This is a genomic window from Acinetobacter sp. CIP 102136 (genome assembly GCF_000369685.1).
Classification (GTDB): Bacteria; Pseudomonadota; Gammaproteobacteria; order Pseudomonadales; family Moraxellaceae; genus Acinetobacter; species Acinetobacter fasciculus.
In genome coordinates this window covers 255,700-276,374 of record NZ_KB850141.1, presented here as the reverse complement: position 1 = coordinate 276,374, position 20,675 = coordinate 255,700, and the positions used below count along the sequence as shown (strand labels likewise).

Below are 20,675 nucleotides of genomic sequence, written 5' to 3'. Positions count from 1 at the left end.
CCCTTTATGAAAGCGAAGAACACTCAAGGCAATAAAAAACCGAGGTCACAGCCTCGGTTTTTTATCTCTTTAAAACTTAAAACTGTATAGCGAGATAACACACCATACTGGCAAGAGACAACATCGGCACATGACGATACAGGTTAACCAGTGTCTGCTCAAATACTGAACCTTGTTCGGCTTGAATGCGAACTACACTCGCGTTTAATGCGGACCAGAAACATAGGGCCAATAAACTGCTCATCAAGCTGATAGCAAAAAAGGCCACCACAATCTGGCTGCTGCCTTCGGTGCTCTGCCATAAATGGACGATTCCCTGACTGATCGGCAGCATGCTTAAAACCAGAAGAACAGATTTCAGCATCGACCAATGAAATTGATTGATTTCATCTCCCAAGATAAATGCTTTCATGTGCTTCTCCGTTGGCGAGTCAAGTGCCATTCAGATCATTATGAGCTTTTTTAAATAAATAGAAAGTGTATGTTTATTCATATTTTACGAGAATTGTAATAGATAAATATGGGAATAATTCTTATTATAACTCGCATATCGTTTTTATTAATTCATTATTATAAATATCATTAACTTACATTACATTTAATAATTAATAGTTATTATCACTTCACTTCGTATTGAAATAGCTTATTAAGTGAAGTGATATATACCATCTATCGAGAATTTATAATGATTCTCAATTAAGGCTGATAATAAATATCGGCATCTGTTCCTTCACCACCCGATTGACCATCTGCACCAAATGAATACAGATCAAAGCTGCGACCATCGGTACCCGGAATCACATATTGCAGTTCATTATCCCAGCTGTCTTTTGGAAAACCGCCTTTAACATAACCGCCCGGCACCCAGTTTTTTGCAGTCGCTGGCTGGTTCACCAGTGCATCCAGACCACCTTCCTGCATACTTGGATACTTGCCATTGTCCAGCTTGTATTGATCCAGTGAACCCGCAATACTCTGCAACTTGATCACGGTGGTATCGACTTTGGCCTTTTCACCGCGTCCCATCACGTTCGGAACGATCAGCGCAGCAAGTACACCGAGAATAACAATCACCACCATGACTTCGATTAACGTAAAGCCTGTCTGTTTATTTAATTCATTCCTTTTCATTCAATCTCTCTCACTTATTTGCATTATTCAGACCACTTGAATCTTGATCACAGCAAAATTCTAACTGGTTACTGTTTAAATCATATTATTCATATTTACAATTGGCAGCATCACTGCTATCACAATGACCAGAACAATACTGGCCATCAGGACCAGCATTAAAGGTTCCAGCAAAGCCAGTAAAGTTGAAATCAGGGTGGTCACTTCACGATCCTGCATCTGTGAAGCACGCTCCAGCATTCGGTCGAGCTCACCGGATGCCTCGCCACTTCTGATCATTTGTACCATCATCGGCGGGAAATAACCACTGCGTTCCAGTTGGGTTGCCAGGTTACCGCCTTCGGTCACTTTTTCCGCTGCCAGATTCACCGCATCACGGATTACCCAGTTATTGCTGACTGCAGCACCAATGCGCAGTGCATCGACCAGCGGCACGCCAGACTGGGTCAAAATGGATAAGGTACTGGCAAAACGTGCGGCATTAATCCCGCGTGACAATTTGCCGAATAAAGGTAATTTTAAGGTCAGACGGTCAAAGGCATAATGCCCGGCTGTGGTTCTTAAAAACCGGACCAACAGGAAAATCCCCAAAGCCCCACCGATCAATAAAAATGGCCAGGCAATGCGGATAAAATCACTGGCTTTCATCAAGGCCACGGTAATCCACGGCAAGGCATCTTTACTCTGGTCAAAGGTCTTGACGATATCTGGCACCACATAGGTCATCAGCCCCATCACGATCGCAAAGGACATCAGCATCAGGATAATCGGATAGACCATTGCACCCTGAATTTTTTTCTGCATGGCAAACCGGTTTTCGGTATAGTCAGCCAACTGATCCAGAATCAGGTCCAGATGTCCGGAACGTTCACCGGCGGCAATTGTGGCAATATACAGTTCAGGAAAACGTCCGGATTGTTGCAAGCCCTGCGCCAGACTATGCCCTTCCAGCACTTTGGAGCGCACTGACATCAGCAGGTTTTGTACATGTACTTTTTCACTTTGCTTGCCGACGGCACGAATCGCTTCTTCCAGTGGAATCGCAGCAGCGACCAGCACGGATAATTGCCGGGTCATCAGAGCCAGATCATAGGCGGTGATGCTTTTTTCAAACCATTTTCGACGATGATGTTGATCTTTTTTTTCAACAGGATCAACAGAGACAGGAATAAGTGCTTTATCCCGTAATTGTTGCCGGATCTGACGTGCAGAATCCCCCTCCAGCACGCCTTTTTGCTGCTTTCCTGAAGCATCAAGCGCAATAAACTGATATGCAGGCATTGTAATGCTCTAATTTTCCAAAATTTTGCTCAACGCTGTTGCGTCAGACCACCGAAATCATTCATATTCTTTGATATAAATTATCTGCTCACTTTAACATAATCGAACTTTAAGCACGACGAAATTTCTTCAGGATCTCCACCCCAAGATATGCAAAATTCTCACACCGATTCAAATCCAATTTATCGCGTACGCGTTGCTGTATCTGTACATGTATTTGATTGTTTTGATTACACGATGAGTGCAGAACAATTTGAACAAGCTCAGATTGGCACACGTGTACTGGTGTCGTTTGGTCGGCAGAATCTGGTCGGGGTGATTATTGAAAAACTGTCCGCAGATACTCCTCTCGACCCACGCTTTAAACTTAAGGCTGTGACCGAACTACTCGATGAACGCGCCATTATAGATAGCAAAGTTTTAAGTTTGTTGACATGGTCAGCGCAGTATTATCAGTTTCCGATCGGTGAAGTCATCCACAGTGCCCTGCCGACCCTGCTGCGTCAGGGCAAGCCTTATAACCTGCTGGCCCGTACCTGGAAATTGCTGGACCCTGATGCCGAGGCCAAAGTACGCCGTTCGGACAAGCAGCAGGAAGCCTACCGGATTTTAAAACTGCATCCGGTCGGGACTACTGAAAATGTGCTGAATATGGCCGGGATTGAAACCGCGACCTTAAAAGCACTGGAGAAAAAAGAGATTTGCGCCTGTGTACTGGAGCCACAAGATTTCAGTCCACAGCCAGTGCAATTGGCACAGATGCCGCTGACCGCCAATCCTGAACAAAAACATGCAGTCGAACAGGTATTAAAATATCGCAATCAATATCAAGCTTTTTTACTGGATGGTCTGACCGGTAGCGGTAAAACTGAAGTGTATTTGCAGATCATGGAACAGGTACTAAAACAGGGCAAACAGGTGCTGGTGCTGGTGCCGGAAATCGGCCTGACGCCGCAAACCATCAGCCGTTTTCAGTCCCGTTTTCATTGCCATATTGCGTTGCTGCACTCCGGTTTGAATGATTCCAAACGGCTACAGGCCTGGCAGTCGGCAGAAACTGGCAAAGCCTCGATTGTGCTTGGGACACGTTCCGCCATTTATACGCCAATGCCGAATCTGGGCCTGATCATTCTGGATGAAGAACATGACCTGTCCTTTAAACAGCAGGAAGGCTTCCGCTATCATGCCCGAGATGTCGCCCTGTACCGCGGCCATTTACAGCAATGTCCAGTACTGCTGGGATCAGCGACGCCAAGCATTGACAGTTATGCACTGGTTGAACATGGCAAGATGCAGGTGCTGGAGCTGAACCAGCGTGCCGGCACGGCCTTGATGCCCAAAATCCATATTCTGGATTTAAAAGTTGCACAAAAAAAGCATGGGATTAGCCTGCAATTGATTCAGGACATCAAAAAGCGCCTGGAGAAAAAAGAACAGGTACTGATTTTTTTAAACCGCCGTGGCTATGCCCCCGTCCTGCTTTGTGGCAGCTGTGGCTGGCAGGCGCAATGTCCGCACTGTGATGCCAACTTCACTGTACACCGTCAGCCTTATCAGCATCTGCATTGCCATCACTGCGGTACTATTCACCGTATGCCGGAACACTGCCCGCAATGTCAGCATCAGGAACTGGTTACACTGGGTATGGGCACCGGCAAAGTCGAAGAACATTTAAATGAGCTATTTCCGGATTTTGAGGTGATTCGAGTCGATCGCGATTCCACCAGTCGGGTCGGCAGCTGGCAAAAAATCTATGACAAGATTCAGAAAAGCGAACCGGCGATTCTACTCGGCACCCAGATGCTGGCCAAGGGGCATCATTTTCCTTATGTGACGCTGGTGGCGATTCTGGATATTGATTCCGGTCTGCTGAGTGTGGACTTCCGTGCTACTGAACGGACTGCGCAACTGATCGTGCAAGTGGCTGGCCGTGCCGGACGTGGTGAACATAAAGGCGATGTTTATCTGCAGACCCTCAGACCTGATCATGCCCTGCTGAACACCTTAGTGAATGAAAATTATCGCGTATTTGCCCAGCAGACCTTAAAAGAACGGCAGATGGCCAGAATGCCGCCCTACCGTTATGCCATCCTGATTCGCTGTGAATCCAAGGATCAGGCACAAAATACCGAATTCTTACAGAAACATGCAGCACTCCTCAGGCAATATCCTGATCTGGCGCTGGACATCTGGGGACCGATTCCTGCACCTATGGAACGTAAGGCCGGACGCTATCAGTCGCATATGGTGCTATTGTCAGCGGATCGTCCACGTTTGCATTACTATGTGCGTAGCTGGTGGCAAAACATGCTGCAGGACAAACCTTCTAGCATGAAGCTCACGCTGGACATCGACCCTCAGGAACTGAGCTAAAAGATATTGCGCCTGAGGATCGATCTGGAATACGAAACTGCAAGTCTGGATCAAGAATAAATTTAGGGCAGGAAAATGTCGATACTGTTACAAATAACACTGGTTCTGGTCATTGCACTGTTGATAGTGCCACTGAGTAAAAGGCTCAGATTGCCAAGTGTGCTGGGCTATCTGTTAACAGGGATCATCTTAAGTCCAAGCCTTTTGCACCTGATTCAGACACCCGAAGTCATGAGTAGTTTCATGCAAGTCAGCCTGATGGCACTGATGTTCTGGATCGGCCTGCAACTCAGACCACAACGCATTGTGCAGATTAATCCCTCCCTGTGGATGATGGCTGCTTTACAGGTACTAATCAGCACCCTGATTTTCACGCTCATGGCCTGGGTTTTCCTTCAGCAAAGCCTACTCGCCAGCATTGTAATTGGACTCGCCGGCAGTTTGTCCGCCATGACTCTGGTGATTCAACATCTCAATCATCAGGAACAGTTCGCCACCAGTTATGGCCAGCAGGCCTATTCGATCCTGCTGGTTCATTCCCTGTTGGCCATTCTGGTGATTGCAGCTATTCCCCTATTTGCCGGGATTCGCTCGACTGAACATGGGGTGGCCTACTTTGCTGCCCTCATCGCGACGTTGAGCGGTCTGTTCCTGTGTAATCGTTACCTGATGCAGCCGTTGTATCGCTGGATTGCTAAAAGTGGCAGTCACGAACTGCATGCGATTGTAGCGATTGCGGTGACCTTGGCATTATTGGTGCTGATGAATACCCTCGGACTGAATCTATTTCTCGGTGCCTTATTTGCCGGCATTTTATTGGCAGATTCAGATTTCAGGCCTGCGGTAGAAAGTACGATTCGGCCTTTTCAGGGCCTGTTGATGGGCTTGGCATTTATCAGTCTAGGCATGTCACTGCACTTAGCTGATCTGCTAAATTTTCCCTGGATGATTCTGGGCGGCACCCTCACTTTAATCTTGGGCAAGTTTGCAATCAGTCTAGCATTGGCGCGTTATCATCAAAATAGCTGGCGCAATAGTACCTTGCTAGCAGCCAGTCTGGCACAAGGTGGCGAATTTGCCTTACTCGCACTGGTGATTGCGGTATCCGACCAGATTATTACGGCCGATCTACTCTCTCCCTTGCTGTGGATGGTGAGTTTTTCCTTGCTGCTGACGCCAGCATTTTATTGGTTATTGCACAGTCAGATCCTACCGCATCTGGATCGTCACAATCATCTGGCAGCGACCTTCGAAACTGATCTCAATCCTCAAACCAGTACACCGATTCTGCTGATTGGCTTTGGCCGCTTCGGGCAAATTATCGCCCGGATTTTACTGCAGCAGCAACACGCCTTTAGTGTCATGGACAGCACTGTGCCAGCCACTGAGCTTCTGGCGCAGTACGACATCCCTTTCTATCAGGCAGATGCGACAGAACCGGCAGCCTTGATGCAGGCAGGGGTTGCCACGGCGCAACAGGTCATTGTCGCCATTGATGATATTGAAGACTCGATGCTGATCGTGCGGCATCTGCGGCTGAATTATCCTGAAATCAGTTTATGGGTACGTGCCCGTGACCGGCATCATGTGCATTTATTACAGGATTTGGGCGTGAAACACATCTGGCGTGAAACTTATCTTTCAGCTTTAGAACTCAGTCAGGCCTTACTAAACCAGCTCAATCCTGACCCGGAAGAAAGCCTGCAACAGATTCAAAACTTCCGTGAACAGGATGAAAAGTTGCTCAATAGTCAATATCATCTGGATCCGGATGAACATCCAAATTATGAAAATCAGCGCAGCAGTTTGGCTGAACTGGAGCATCTGTTTACCCAGGATCAACGCCATAAAGTGCAAAAACAGGCTAAACAGCAGCAACAGGATACAAACGGCGCAGGAATTGATACGTTAAGAGATGAACTGTCCTAACTTGTGTTTTACAATAATGACACCATTAAAGCAGGGTTATGGAGAATTTTATGTCTGATTTACGCCAACGCTTTTTTATTGAAGATAGCCCTGTTCGTGGTGAAGTGGTGCATCTTGAAGAAGCTTTACAAACCATTTTAGCGCAACGTGACTATGCGCCTGCAGTTAAAATCCTGCTAGGTGAAATGCTTAGTGCCACTGCACTGCTGGCCAGCACATTGAAGATTAAAGGGCGTATCAGCCTGCAAATTCAGGCATCGGGCACATTTAAATGGGCTATGGCTGAATGTAACCATTTGGGTGAAGTTCGCGCTCTGGCTGACTATGAAGAAGATCCGCACTTTCTGGTCGGTGAAGACAGTAGTACAGTGTTGAAATCACTCACCTCTCCGGTTCTATTCATCAATATCGAACCAGAATTTGGTGAGCGTTATCAGGGGATTGTACCCCTTGATAAAGAAAATCTGGCGGGCTGTCTGATGCAGTATTATGACCTGTCTGCACAGATTCCGACGCGTATTGTACTGGCAAGTGACCATCAGCGTGCAGGTGGTTTACTGATTCAGTTATTACCACGTAATAGTGAAGAAGAACAACGCCGGGTAGATGAAGATCTATGGCCACGTCTGACCATGCTCACAGAGACTCTAAAAACTGAAGAGTTAGTCGGTTTGCAAGCCACTGATATTCTGTACCGTTTATATAATGAAGAAGAAGTGCGTCTGCCAGATACTGAAGTATTGAAGTTTGGTTGTACCTGCTCTAAAGAGCGTTGTGCAGTCGCTTTACAACAAATCGGTATAGAGTCGATCCGTGAAACACTGGAATTCCAGAATCCGATCGAGATGGACTGCCAGTTCTGTAATAGCCAATATACCTTTACCGCTGAAGAAGCCTTGGGCCTATTTGGTAAACACCTAAGCTAAGCAGTTCGAATCCTTAAGTTTAAAAGCATTCCCCGGAATGCTTTTTTTATATTTTAAAACCTATATGACTGAGCTCAATAGAGCATATTCTCTTACAGTAGAAAACCCGTCTACTCCCTGAATCAAACTCTCCTGTGAATCCAATCTAAGAATCCCTGTTGAATTATAAGATTATTCACATTAACAAAACCTAAATATTCATCATTTTCAAAAAATTATGAGAAAGACTTCACAGTTCATCCTATTGATTTAATTATGCTTTTAAAATAAATTAGAGCAATAATTCTAAAATGAATACATCATCAATTTAACAGGTATGTTATGAGAAAATTATTGAATACTCTAGTAATGGGGATGAGTTTAGCCGCAGTTTCTAGCTTGGCCTTTGCCTATGAAGATCCGTTATTGGGTAAATGGAAAACCATCGATGATCAGTCTGGTTATTCTCGTGCGGATGTAGAAATTCGCAAGAAAGCAGATGGCAGTTATGAAGGGGTGATTGTCGAAACACGCAGCCTGCCTGGCGCAGAAAAAATGGGGATCTGTCATAAATGTCCAGGTCAGCTCAAGAACAAGCCTTTTCTAGGCCTGCCGTTTATCTGGGATTTTAAGGCAGATCCGAAAAAGCCACGTGAATACCATGATGGCAAAGTACTTGATCCGATCAGTGGCAAAGTTTATAAGGGTAAAGCACGCTTAAGTGCTAATGGCAAACGTCTGACCTTACGTGGTTATGTGGGGGTATCAGTGATTGGCCGCAGTGTCACCTGGGTAAAATATTAATTTCAGAAAGATTTTCAAAGCCCCTGTATTTGGGGCTTTTTTCTTTGTCATGATTTGAAACAATAAGGTACAAATAAAAACTGTTTTGGGACAGCTAAAGTCATAATAATGGATCGAAGACGGTTATTTTTTATCCATTTATGATGATCAATCTTCAGCCTCGTTCAATTTTGCCCTTTGGTCTGCTTTGCAGCCCTGATATGGCACCCTCTATTCAACACAGGAAAGTGATTGAATACGCTTTGTCGATAACACATAAAATTATAAAAACCACTTCAGCTTTAACCTTCTTTGCCTCGCATGCTGCTGATAAAGATCCGGTCAGACCGACTGATTCATCAACTACCAGCACATCCCGACTCTTCACTCATGATCATTTGAGTCATCACTCTGAGTCTGCAGGTCCAAGGGTTGGAAAGCGTTCTATTTTAGCACCTTCCCACTCTCCGGATTTTGCACACTTGGCTGTTTAAGGAGTAGACCCATGACTACGATTCAGTACCAAGAAAGTTTTTCCCACGGTTATACCCCCTCAGAAATTATGGACGATCGTTCATTTGACTTGATCCACTTTGCAGAAGCATGTGGACAAAGCCCCGAATGGGTCATGCAGTTAATTGAACATGGAATTTTACCCAATTGTTCCACAACCCCGACCAGCACTTTCCTCGGTGAAGATATCTCGCGTGCACAACGCGCCTATCGCCTGCAACGCGATTTTGATGCCTCATTTAGCGCCGTTGCCATGATGCTGGACCTCATTGATGAAGTGCAGGAGTTACGCCGCGAGGTCAAACATTTGCACTTCAAGTAAATCCTTTTCATGTTCTGTCGATCTGCATTTTCCAGTGCAGATCAGAACATATTTATATTTAATTTTATGATTAGAGTATAAGAATCCCTATGAAAACCAAAGATTGCAATAAGAAACTCAAATACATGTTTCCCGAATACCGCGACTTGATTGTGCAACTTCGCGAGGAAAATCCCTATTTTGCCAAGTTATTCGAGGAACATAATGAGCTGGACAAAGAAATCAGCCAGCTTGAACTTGATCCAGTCAATCATATCAACAATGATATTGAGGCGATCAAGCGTAAAAAACTGAAATTAAAAGATGAAATCTATAAAATACTGACTCGAACAGCTCAAGTTGAGTGATCAGCAGAACAGAGTGTTGATTTCTACAGAGCTAATCTAAAATTGAAGTCCACTGATCTACGTGTGCTTGAAAAATAGGACAACTTTTATAAATATCGATTGATAAAAGTAGCTCTATTTTAATTTGGTCAGCTTTTCAACTTCTTTCATGGTCTCTTTCACTGATTGCTTAATCGGCTCATAGTCCAGGAACCAGAACAGATTCACGTGTTGATTCTTATGCTGTTGTGCCAGTAGATCAATCACACTGCGCTCCCCTCGGCCGACCAGATGTCTGCGATAGAAATAATACACCAGCAATACCGTGCTAATGAACATGATCATTAACATACTCCAGAACCCGACAGGAGATTTCGCCCCCGGAATAAATTCAAAGTTCATCCCGTAAATCCCGGTCAATAAGGTCAGCGGTGCAAAAATAGCGGTAATTATCGCCAAGATGCGCATATTTTCATTGGTCTGATTGGCAATGGCTGAAAAATGCAGGTCGATAGCCGCCTGAATCGAGGCACGCAAACGAACAGTGTGTTTTTGGATGCGCTCTACATGGCTGACCAGGTCATTCATTCGGACCAGCATAATATCCTGCCGTTCCGACTTCTTCTTGCCTTTCAAGTGTGGATAATTATCGATAATTTCATCTCGCAGTTCTTGCAAGGTATCAATTTGCTCTTCACAGAGATTTTCCACTTGTTGAAAAGATATGCTTTCTTGCAATAACTGGTTCCATTTAGTAAAGCGGCGATGCCCCTGTAATAACTCCTGTTGCCAGAATTCAACCCGTCGGGTTAAAGGCACACGTAAATCCAAATAACCATCCACCATGCTATTCAGCAAACGTAACGATAAATCCAGCGGGGTCATCGGGAGTTTTCGTGACTTATTTTGTTCCTGAGTGGAACGGATCACATGGGTTTCAATACGGGAAATATAATTTTTTATTGCTTTATTGCCTTGCTCACGTACTGTAATCAGCACTTGAGGAGTCATGATAAAACTAATCGGAGTAGTCGCCAGACCAAATACTTTTTCATGCTGTTCCAGCGCCTGCTCACCGCTCTCGATGTCATCATCCGGGGTAATCAGCTTGCGAAAAATAAGCAACTCATAGTCATCCATGCTATCAAATACACAAGGATGTTCTAAATTAAGAATATCGTTTACATGCAATTCGTTTAGGTATAAATGGGTCTGCTGTTCTATTTCTTTTTGCCAAGTCTCAGCCCGATTAACCACATCTGCCCGGGTATAGTCGATCCAGATAAATTCAGGTTCGGCTTGAGCAATAGGCTCTTTTTGTACAAAAATATGATGTTCGGTCGGATGTTGGTAAAAATAATAAACCTGCATTAAGACAATTCTCTATTCACAATTCTGCTTTTTGTTGTTGCAGGATAGAGCTAGGCCTTCCCCATCTATCCGTCTTAAAATTATGAGCCGAGCCGAAGACTTAAGCAATCCAATCAGTCTTTATTTGCGTAGCAGAATCTTATTGAAGGCATAAAAAAAGCCCTGAGCCAGCCAAAGTAAACACTTTGACCAATCTCAGGGCTTTTTTGTTGTTATTCACATGAGTTTTCCCATGTGAATATTTTAAGAATTAAACTTGTTCGATGTCTTTCATCGTCAATTTGATACGGCCACGGTTATCAACATCCGCAACCTGTACTTTCACTTCTTGACCTTCTTTCAATACATCTGCCACGTTCGCAATACGTTCGTTTGAGATTTGAGAGATGTGAAGCAAGCCATCAGTACCTGGCAGGATATTTACGAACGCACCGAATTCAACGATACGAATCACTTTACCTGTATAAATTGTACCTGGCTCGATTTCAGCAGTAAGTGCCTGGATCTTGGCAACTGCAGCTTGCGCAGCCGCTTTAGTTTCACCAAATACGCGAACTGTACCGTTATCTTCGATATCGATCGCTGCTTTAGTTTCTTCAGTAATTGCACGAATGGTCGCGCCGCCTTTACCGATCACATCACGGATTTTATCCGGGTTAATGTTGATCACCTGGAATGTCGGTGCGTGCATCGAAATTTCAGGACGCGCACGTGAAATCACTTGGTTCATCTCATTCAAGATGTGCATACGACCCGCATAAGCCTGATTCAATGCAGATTCCATGATCTCTTCAGTGATACCTTCGATCTTGATGTCCATTTGTAGCGCAGTAATACCGTTTGCAGAACCAGCTACTTTAAAGTCCATGTCGCCCAAGTGATCTTCATCACCCAGGATGTCAGAAAGAACTGCGAAACGCTCGCCTTCTTTCACTAGACCCATCGCAATACCTGCAACTGGTGCTTTAAGTGGAACACCAGCATCCATCAATGATAATGAAGCACCACATACAGACGCCATTGAAGATGAACCGTTAGATTCAGTGATGTCAGATACGATACGGATCACGTATGGGAAGCGGTCAGCCGCAGGAAGTACAGCTTGAACACCACGACGTGCCAGACGACCGTGACCGATTTCACGACGCTTAGGACCAGATTCACGACCCGTTTCACCTACAGAGTATGCAGGGAAGTTGTAGTGCAACATGAAGTTGTCAGTTTTGGTACCTGCAAGAGTATCAACCATCAACGCATCACGTGTATTACCCAAAGTCGTTGTGACCAAGGCTTGAGTTTCACCACGTGTGAACAATGCAGAACCATGAGCACGATCTAGAACGCCTACTTGTACGTCGATTGCACGAACAGTTTTGGTATCACGACCATCAATACGTGGCTTACCAGACAGGATGTTGTCACGTACGGTACGGTATTTAAGGTCTTCGAACAGCTCATTTACTTCTTCTGCAATGCCAGTTTCGTCATTTTCAGGAACGAACTGTGCAACTGCTTCTGCATAAAGCGCGTCAAGTGCCGCATAACGGTCTTGTTTCACTGCAATCGTGTAAGCTTCAGAGATTTTCGCTTCGAATGCTTCTTTCAATTTACCAAGAAGTTCTTCGTTTTTAACTGGAGCAACCCAAGTTGACTCAACCGCGCCTGCAGCTGCAGCAAATTCTTTGATCGCCTGGATCGCAATTTGCATTTCGTCATGACCGAACAATACAGCGCCCAGCATTTGGTCTTCTGAAAGCTCTTTCGCTTCAGATTCAACCATCAATACTGCAGATTCCGTACCCGCAACAACAAGATCAAGATCAGACTCTTTAAGTTGTTCAAGGTTTGGGTTCAGGATGTATTCACCGTTGATTAAACCAACGCGCGCGCCACCAATCGGACCACGGAAAGGTGTACCAGCGATAGACAATGCAGCTGAAGTACCTAACATTGCAGCAATGTCAGCATCCATGGTTTTGTCAGAAGAAATAACAGTAGCTGTAACTTGAATTTCGTTGAAGTAACCTTCTGGGAACAACGGACGAATTGGACGGTCAATCAGACGTGAAATCAAAGTTTCAGCTTCAGACTGACGGCCTTCACGCTTGCCATAACCACCCGGGATACGACCAGCAGCATATTGCTTTTCTTGATAGTTCACAGTCAATGGGAAGAAGTCTTGACCTGCTTTTGCTTTAGGCTGTGCCACAACAGCAACAAGTACTTGTACGCCGCCCATGGTGATCACAACAGTATTTGCCTGACGGGCAACACGACCTGTTTCCAGGATAACGTTGTGCTGACCGAATTGGAATTCTTTACGAATAATATTAAACATTGACATGTTTTATTTTTTCCTAGTTCTTGTGAACAATTATTCTAGTGGAGACCCCTAAGGTTTGGCATTCATGACCATATGGACGAGTAAATGACAAAGCTTAGAAGCCGACCTCACCAGATTAAATACTATTTTTAAACACAAAGAAGGAGCGAAACATTCGCCCCTTCCACTGGCTCAGCGCAAAGCTAAGCCGACTTTAGTTTTCAGTAATACAGCACAAAGCATGCAATACACCCGAAAATAAAGTTTAAATCGAATTAACGACGTAAACCTAAAGCACCGATCAATGCTACATAACGACCGTGGTCTTTACCGTTAAGGTAGTCAAGTAGTTTACGACGTTGGTTAACCATACGGATTAGACCGCGACGGCTATGGTGGTCGTGTTTGTGCTCTTTGAAGTGACCTTGTAAGTCATTGATTTGAGCAGTTAAAAGAGCTACTTGAACTTCTGGTGAACCAGTGTCGTTTTCAGCGCGAGCGAATTTAGCCATGATCTCTGCGCGATCTGCGTTAGTTAAAGCCATTCGATTTCTCCGAGATGCTTGTATATTTTGATAAAAATCAAAGTGATGAGAATTCAAAACCTTGACTGCCGTGCATCACTACAGCAAGTTGCATATTTTAAGGGAAAACGCATCAAATTGCAAAAATAGATCCAGATTTTTGCATGGTTTTGGTTGCTCATTGATACAGCTCAGATCCGATGACTCTTGTTCCTTAAAGATTCAGGTTTTGCATTATTTTAATGAAATAAATCCAGAATAAATTAAATATAGAAACTCCTTTGAAAAGCCCGCAAACCCTTTAGCTCGCTTGAATCTTCAGCTACTCCCCATAGAAAATGGATAAAAAAAAGCCCGAGTAAACTCGGGCTTTTTGGCGCTGTAGTTCTTTCTCTTATCATTATTATTTATTGTATTATTATGGCGTTTTACGCTTATTATTATTTTCAAACATCCTGTTGAAAAATCATCTTCCTTGTGTGGTAGATTTTGCCATATTCCCACCAGACAACTAGAGGTATTTGCCTCATTTTGCTGTAAGCCATTTCTTACATCACAGGGTGAAAATTTGCATAATGTTACATAGCTCTCGTTTTATTTAACGCTATTTACTTAAGTTTACTGGCTAGGGCTGAAAATTTTTGCTAAGAAATTAGGATAAAAATCCAGCAAGCTTCCTATAAAAAAATCAGGATATAAAAAAGCCTTGTAGTCTCTCCCAAAACTACAAGGCTTAGCGGCTGTAAGTTTCCTCTTTCACTTACTTCACTGTAAGTTCGCTGTCTACCGACATTATTATTATCATTATGCGATTATGCTCAACTTTCCGTGTTGAGTTATTTTGTAGAACCAATCTTCTCAAAAACCGAGCAAAAGCTCTATGCGTCAATTTCCTGAATCCTTGTAAGCTTTTACCTACAAGATTTGATTATTTTTGCCAATTAAATTACTAGATTGTTCAATGATTTTTTGGCTCAAACCACTTTTCCGGGTAGTTTTAACACAAAGTGCTTGTGTAAAAGCATCATAATCTACCAATAAACTGACCACTTTTTTGGCTCGAGTAATTGCAGTATAAATCAACTCTTTGCTCAATAAATTTTTTGCATATTGATCCAGCACCACTGCCGTATGGGAAAATTCTGAACCTTGAGATTTATGAATGGTCAGCGCAAAAGCGGTTTCAATACTTTTAGGTAAACGGGTGGCTAATACCCATTTTTCCAGACTCGGGAAATACACTTCAAACTGACGTTGACCAGATTGCTCACGTAAAAAACAGATACCAATATCACCATTGGACAGGCCCAACTGATAGTCGTTATAGCTCATCATGACGGGTCGTCCGACATACCAGTCGCCCTGTTTCAACTGACCTTGGGCTGCTAAAAAACGTTGTTCAATCTGTAGATTGATCTTGAGCAACCCCAGATCACCAGAACGGATGGCCGTTAAAATACGGTAATCATCAAAAGTTTTGACCACCTGTTGCACATAGTGTTCAAAATCAGCTGAGTTTCGTTCTGTTTTTATGGCCTGTACATAAGCCTGATAACCATACATCAGCTGGTCATAATACTGATTCAAATTATGCGCGGTCTGTTCGGCACCAGCGAGCAGGTATTGTAACTGCAACTGGTCGATCTTCACCTGATCCAAATCGATCGCCTGTAACTCACTGGCTGCCACAATCTGCTGCTCAAATTTCTGCAAGACGTGAGAAGGCTGATGATTCTGCTGGATAAACTCCGCCATTGCGCCAATCCTGGCTCCAGGCGCAAAACGCCGCGTGGTGATTAAATTGACCCGGTTATCTTCCAGAGTCGCTACTTGCTGTAAATCTGCCAATACCGTTCCCACATCCACAGAGGCCAGCTGATCTGCATCACCGAGTAAAATCAGCCGTGCATGAGACGGTACGGAGGCCAGTAACATCTGTGACAGGTTTAAATCCAGCATCGAGGCTTCGTCGACCACGATCACATCATAAGGCAAAGGCTGTTTGGCATGAAAGCGTGGCTGTCCGCGAGTACCCAAACCTAGTAAGCGATGCAGGGTCACCGGTTGCAACTGTTTTAATGCTTCTAGCTCAAACTGTTGTAACGCTTCACTGTGCAAGGCTTTTTGCAGTGCTTCTTTCATTCGCTGTGCAGCCTTTCCCGTAGGCGCTGCCATAGCGATCCGTATATGCGGCAAGGCTTCATATAGCACCGCAATCATATGTGCCAGCGTATAGGTTTTACCAGTCCCCGGACCGCCGGTAATAATGCTTAAGGCTTGCTGCGCCACCATATGCAGGGCTTTTTGCTGCTGTGGATCTGACAATAGGCTGCGATCACGTTCAGATAAATGAATGGCGGCAACCGGCTGGGTTTTAATTCGTGCAATATGTGCGGCTACCTCCTGCTCTAGCTGCCAGTAGCGGTACAAATATAAATGCTGATCTGCAAAAATAAACGGCGCAATTCCTGTACTTTGCTGACGGCGGTCTAGAACCAGATTGTGTAATAAGACAACCTGCCGAGGATCAACTTCGATACAGCTATCCCCCGCCTGCATCGCTTCAAGCAATTGCTCGATCAAGATTTTTGCTGCCGGATCAAATGTAGCCGTACTAAACGGCGGCTGACACAGATAGTCAATCCAAGCCATTAAATTGGAGTCTTGCTGTGACACGTGATTCTGCTCATTTTCCACACAGTTATCCTCAAAGTTATCCACAGGATAATTTTCTGTTTAATCTCTATATATTTTATAAAACTGCAAAATTAAGCTGATTTTTTCTGCTCAAAATAGCCCAATATTTGATCCAGTTTTTCTATGAATTCAGAGTCCGGTTGCCAATGATAGACTCCTTGCTGTACCTGTCCATTCATCCCGCGCAAATACAGATAGGTTGCGCCGCCCAAGTGCTGCTGAATCGAATAACCCTGCATATTGGCACTCAGGTACCGATGCAGTGCCACCAGATACAGAGCGGCCTGCAACCAGTAACTGGACTGGCTCATATTCTGCTGAATCGCCTCAGCACTATAGTGCTGCTGATCAGGTCCGAGGAAGTTACTTTTATAATCGGCAATCTGGTAGCGCTGGCCATCGAAATACACCAGATCGATGGAACCGGTCAAATACCGCGCCGATTTGGCCTCATTAAAATCGCTCATGATCATGTCATGTTCGAGAAAAAGCTGATGGATTTGCCGAATCTGCAAAGGAGCATCGGTCAAGGACAGATAAAAAGGAAATTCTGACAGATACTGTTTAGCCTCCAGCTGTGCCAACGCAAAATCTGCCTGAATCGGGGTAATAAGAATATCACGCACCCAGTCATGCATCAGGTTCAGCAAAATATCTTCTGTGATCTCGTCCAGCAATCCCTCAAAAGCCGTCTGGAAAATACTGTCCACATTCAGCGATTCAGTGCTTGCAGAGCGTATGAGCTGAGCTATTTCCTGTTCAAAAAACTGGATAAAGGCGTCATCCTCCAGCCCATCGAAATACACCTGAAACTGATTTAAAAATTCCAACAGAGCCGAACGCTCGAGCTGCTGTGCCGAGTGAAACAGCTGCTGCCATTGCTGACGATAAGCTTCACTTTGATCATGCAGGCGAATTCCGGTCAATAACTTATAGTTCAGGCTGGACAATACGCGCTGCATACTCTGACGCAATTCCTCGGCTTTGAAATCTGTCTGAGCTGCTACCTGAAACAGGGTGCGCAAATTCACCACTGCTGTCTGATAATGTGGGAAAAAAGCCTGTTCCAGTACACTACGTATATGAAAAGCCTGTTCAAATTTTTCTTTCATTTCCTGCCAGATTTGCGGTGCGGTATTTTTAAAACGGCGCCGGATTTCCAGATTCCAGTAACTGCTGTCCTGAAAATCAATATGTTCAAAAATGCTGTGCAAGAATGTTCCGGCTACGGTGCCTTTAGGAAAATTCAGCCTAATCCAGTCTAAAGGCACAGCTGCTGGCTGTTCTTCCAGACCGGTAAAATGAATTTCATCGGCAGCACTGTCGGGCTGTTCATAAGCCGTGACCAGATCGTCCTGCAAGATATGTCCATGTAGCTGATGCTGTGACAAAGCCGTAAAACTGGTTTTGGTTCGCGGATAAAACTGCCGCTCTGGCAAAGGTTGCGCCCGCATGTCGACCTGATGATGGTTCGACTGCTCGACCAGGCGCGGTGGCTCCTGAGACAGAGGCGGCTCGACCAGACTTAAAGCATGTTGAAACAGTTGATCTCCCTGACCACGCCAGAAGGCCAGCCCGGAATCAGACTGTGCGTTCTGGTCCTGCAGCATGGCATATACCCGGTGACTGGCACGGGTCAGCGCCACATACCAGAGTCGGTGGTTTTCGGCAGCATTACGCGCTGCATTCTGCAGAATCGCCTGCTCATGTAAATTCTTGTGATTCACTGCAATCACCCGGGATTGTTCCAGGATGTTGTCCTGTTCAGGCGCAGACAGGGAAAAATTCAGATTGCCTTTATTCACATCAAAAGCAGCATCTGCTCCCAATAAAAACACCACTTTAAATTCCAGCCCTTTGGAGGCATGAATGGTCATCAGCTGCACCCCATGATCCCCAGACAGCTTGCGTTCTTTTTCGCTGTCCTTGCCTGAAGGTGACTGAAGCTGGCGCAAATACCAGTGATAGAGTTTTTGCGCCCCCTGATAATATTCACTCTGCTGGCTCAGCATCTCGGTCAGATGGCGCAGATTGACCACCACCCGCTCATTGTCCAGACTTTGACTGGCCACCAGATTGGTCCAGACCTGAAACAGGTTCAGTGCATAATTCCAGGCGGTCAAAAAGCCTTTCTCAAACCACATTTCCCGAATTATATCCAGATCCGCAATATAGCGACTGAGGCCTTCACTCTGGCTTTGCAAATCAATCAGTTTTTTCAGATTGAAGCCCAGCAGACGGGTTAGTAAAGCCCGCTTGACCTTGGCCTCATTGAAAGGATCCATAATCGCCGTCAATACGGCCGCGACATCCTGAGCGATGGTACTGGCAAACACGCTCTGTTTGGATTCTTTATAGGAGGGAATGCCCATACGCTGCAGACGCTGCTTCACCTGTTCCAGAGCAAAATGCCCAAATCCCAACACGGCAATATCATCTGCGCTCAGGCTTTGCTGATGCTCTTGCTGCTGAAAGTACAGTTGCTGCTGGGCAGACTGATTCAGCAATGCACGGATTTTCCAGGCCACCTGGTCTGCCTCCAGGTCCGATTCACCTAGCTGAATCCATCGTAAAGGCTGCGGGTTGATCCTGCCCATATCGACCAGATCTGGATGCGGGCGACTACCGGCCTGAATCAAGGTGTACTGCACCTGTTCGCCAAAATCCATTTGCCGCTGGAACAGCGCATCAACCACTTCTACGAGTGGTTTGACTGACCGATGGTTCTGCATCAGGGTATATTCGCGGCCCTGTTTATGCAACACATCGGCATGTGCCTTGTTATAGGTGAGCATATCGCCGCCACGGAAACCGTAAATTGCCTGTTTCGGATCACCGACCATAATCATGCAGCCGGACTGCACCCGGTTGGCATCACGCCAGATCTTGGCCAGCAAATCATCCTGATCCTGATTGGTGTCCTGAAATTCATCGACCAGAATCAGCGGATAACGTGCCTGTACAAACTGGGCAAAACGCTGTCCCTGCTGGCCTTGCAATGCTTCCGCCAATGTACGAATTTGCTGGGAAAAAGTGGTTTCACCCTGCTGCTGCAAGGTTTGTGGCAAACGGGTCTGCACACTTTGAATAATATGAAATTCCAGATAGGTCGTAAGCTGTTGCAGCTGCTCATCCAGATACTGTTTGACCTCACACAGCGCATCAATTGCCACGATCAGACGATGTTGCAAAATCAGCTGCTGCTCTGCATCCGGACAGCTTTTGTTAAAGACCTGAGTGGTCGGCTGGAAATCGGTTTTCTTGCGGCGCAAATGGCACAGATTCAGTAAAATCGGCTGCAATTCAGCATCAAAGAAACTCATGCCACCCTGATTTTTCAGGGCTGCGCTCCAGGTCATAAAGTTTTCACAAATTTCGGTTAACTTGGTCAAAAAACTCTTGTGAAAATACTTCGGACTTTCCTGACAATAACGCCGCATGACGGCAAGATCATGCTCCTGAATACTCACTAATTGACTGATGCAGGCTTCCAATTTGTTCAGGTCACATTCAGCCAGTTCGATCTTGCGGAAATGCTGCTTGCTGAAATTCAGGGCATCACGCACCAGCCCGGTATAATGCTCCACCGGTTTCAGCAGATTTTGAACATACAGATGATTGACCATATATTGCGGCTGCTGCTGAATCCAGTCACGCAGCACATCATGAATCAGCTGCTGAATATACAGATCCTGATCTTCGGTCAGTTCTGCACGTTCAATCTTGCCACTTTCAAAGGCAAATTCACGTAACAGTTTCTGGCTAAAGCTGTCCAGGGTGCCGACAAACAGTTCATCCAGCTGGTTTAGCACCAGACGTAAACGGCGACGGGCATAATCCAGCCGTGAACCATAATCTTTCAGTACCTGCTGAAATAAAGGATCGGTTTCATTCTGGATTTTTGCTGCGATTTCAACTGAATTGAGCTGCTGATGACGCTGGATATAAGCCAGCGTTTCCTCGACGCGAAGCCGTACCCGGTTTTTCAGTTCAGCCGTGGCCTTACGGGTAAATGTCGTCGCAATCACCTGATGCGGATAATACTGGTCCAGAAAAATCCGCACCATCAGACTGGATAGCGTATAGGTCTTGCCGGTGCCTGCCGAGGCTTCAATCCAGTGTAGGCCCCGAAACTTCATGTCCTGAATCGGATTGGTAGAAATGGCTGTTTGCGTCTGCTGCTTTAAGAAAGTCATA

14 protein-coding genes are annotated in these 20,675 nt (G+C 45.2%); 6 read left to right on the top strand and 8 right to left on the bottom strand.

Translation table 11 applies throughout. The features are described 5' to 3' along the window. Window positions 1-76 precede the first annotated feature (76 nt). From F893_RS04145 to gspF, 3 genes are all read right to left on the bottom strand, one after another. On the bottom strand, window positions 77-412 hold the full coding sequence (locus F893_RS04145) for a hypothetical protein (RefSeq protein WP_005250506.1): 336 nt from the start codon (window positions 410-412) through the stop codon (window positions 77-79). A 284-nt stretch (window positions 413-696) separates the two neighbouring features. Next, window positions 697-1,131: a type II secretion system major pseudopilin GspG gene (gspG, locus tag F893_RS04140; protein WP_005250505.1), complete on the bottom strand. Its 435-nt coding sequence runs from the start codon at window positions 1,129-1,131 to the stop codon at window positions 697-699. 75 nt (window positions 1,132-1,206) lie between these two features. Beyond that, a complete protein-coding gene (gene gspF, locus F893_RS04135) occupies window positions 1,207-2,412 on the bottom strand; it encodes a type II secretion system inner membrane protein GspF (RefSeq protein WP_005250503.1) in 1,206 nt (401 codons plus the stop codon). A gap of 150 nt (window positions 2,413-2,562) precedes the next feature. Here gspF and F893_RS04130 point away from each other — a divergent pair, with 150 nt between their 5' ends. The 6 genes from F893_RS04130 to F893_RS04105 all read left to right on the top strand — a co-directional run bounded on the left by F893_RS04130 (window position 2,563) and on the right by F893_RS04105 (window position 9,584). Continuing rightward, window positions 2,563-4,785, top strand: a complete 2,223-nt coding sequence (locus F893_RS04130; protein ID WP_005250492.1) for a primosomal protein N' — start codon at window positions 2,563-2,565, stop codon at window positions 4,783-4,785. Window positions 4,786-4,860: 75 nt separating this feature from the next. After that, entirely contained in the window at window positions 4,861-6,714 is a 1,854-nt protein-coding gene (locus F893_RS04125; RefSeq protein WP_005250489.1) for a cation:proton antiporter domain-containing protein, read from the top strand. Window positions 6,715-6,764: 50 nt separating this feature from the next. Beyond that, entirely contained in the window at window positions 6,765-7,640 is an 876-nt protein-coding gene (locus F893_RS04120) for an Hsp33 family molecular chaperone HslO (protein ID WP_004278571.1), read from the top strand. Between the two features lie 321 nt (window positions 7,641-7,961). Continuing rightward, window positions 7,962-8,423, top strand: coding sequence for a DUF2147 domain-containing protein (locus F893_RS04115; RefSeq protein ID WP_004647343.1), 462 nt, complete (start codon window positions 7,962-7,964; stop codon window positions 8,421-8,423). A gap of 484 nt (window positions 8,424-8,907) precedes the next feature. Next, window positions 8,908-9,237 carry a chaperone modulator CbpM gene (locus F893_RS04110; RefSeq protein ID WP_005250486.1) on the top strand — a complete coding sequence of 110 codons (330 nt, stop codon included), beginning with the start codon at window positions 8,908-8,910 and terminating at the stop codon, window positions 9,235-9,237. An 89-nt stretch (window positions 9,238-9,326) separates the two neighbouring features. Next, a complete protein-coding gene (locus tag F893_RS04105) occupies window positions 9,327-9,584 on the top strand; it encodes an HP1242/YdcH family protein (protein WP_005102903.1) in 258 nt (85 codons plus the stop codon). Between the two features lie 114 nt (window positions 9,585-9,698). Here F893_RS04105 and F893_RS04100 read toward each other — a convergent pair whose 3' ends face one another. The 5 genes from F893_RS04100 to F893_RS04080 all read right to left on the bottom strand — a co-directional run bounded on the left by F893_RS04100 (window position 9,699) and on the right by F893_RS04080 (window position 20,674). Then, entirely contained in the window at window positions 9,699-10,934 is a 1,236-nt protein-coding gene (locus tag F893_RS04100; RefSeq protein ID WP_004647341.1) for a magnesium transporter CorA family protein, read from the bottom strand. Window positions 10,935-11,184: 250 nt separating this feature from the next. Beyond that, window positions 11,185-13,272, bottom strand: a complete 2,088-nt coding sequence (pnp, locus tag F893_RS04095; protein ID WP_016806862.1) for a polyribonucleotide nucleotidyltransferase — start codon at window positions 13,270-13,272, stop codon at window positions 11,185-11,187. A gap of 260 nt (window positions 13,273-13,532) precedes the next feature. Continuing rightward, window positions 13,533-13,802 (bottom strand): 30S ribosomal protein S15, encoded by a 270-nt coding sequence (gene rpsO / locus F893_RS04090; protein WP_004278577.1) that lies wholly within the window; start codon window positions 13,800-13,802, stop codon window positions 13,533-13,535. Between the two features lie 894 nt (window positions 13,803-14,696). Then, window positions 14,697-16,478, bottom strand: a complete 1,782-nt coding sequence (gene recD / locus F893_RS04085) for an exodeoxyribonuclease V subunit alpha (RefSeq protein ID WP_005250485.1) — start codon at window positions 16,476-16,478, stop codon at window positions 14,697-14,699. A 71-nt stretch (window positions 16,479-16,549) separates the two neighbouring features. Beyond that, on the bottom strand, window positions 16,550-20,674 hold the full coding sequence (locus F893_RS04080) for a UvrD-helicase domain-containing protein (RefSeq protein ID WP_005250484.1): 4,125 nt from the start codon (window positions 20,672-20,674) through the stop codon (window positions 16,550-16,552). Window position 20,675: the final 1 nt, after the last annotated feature.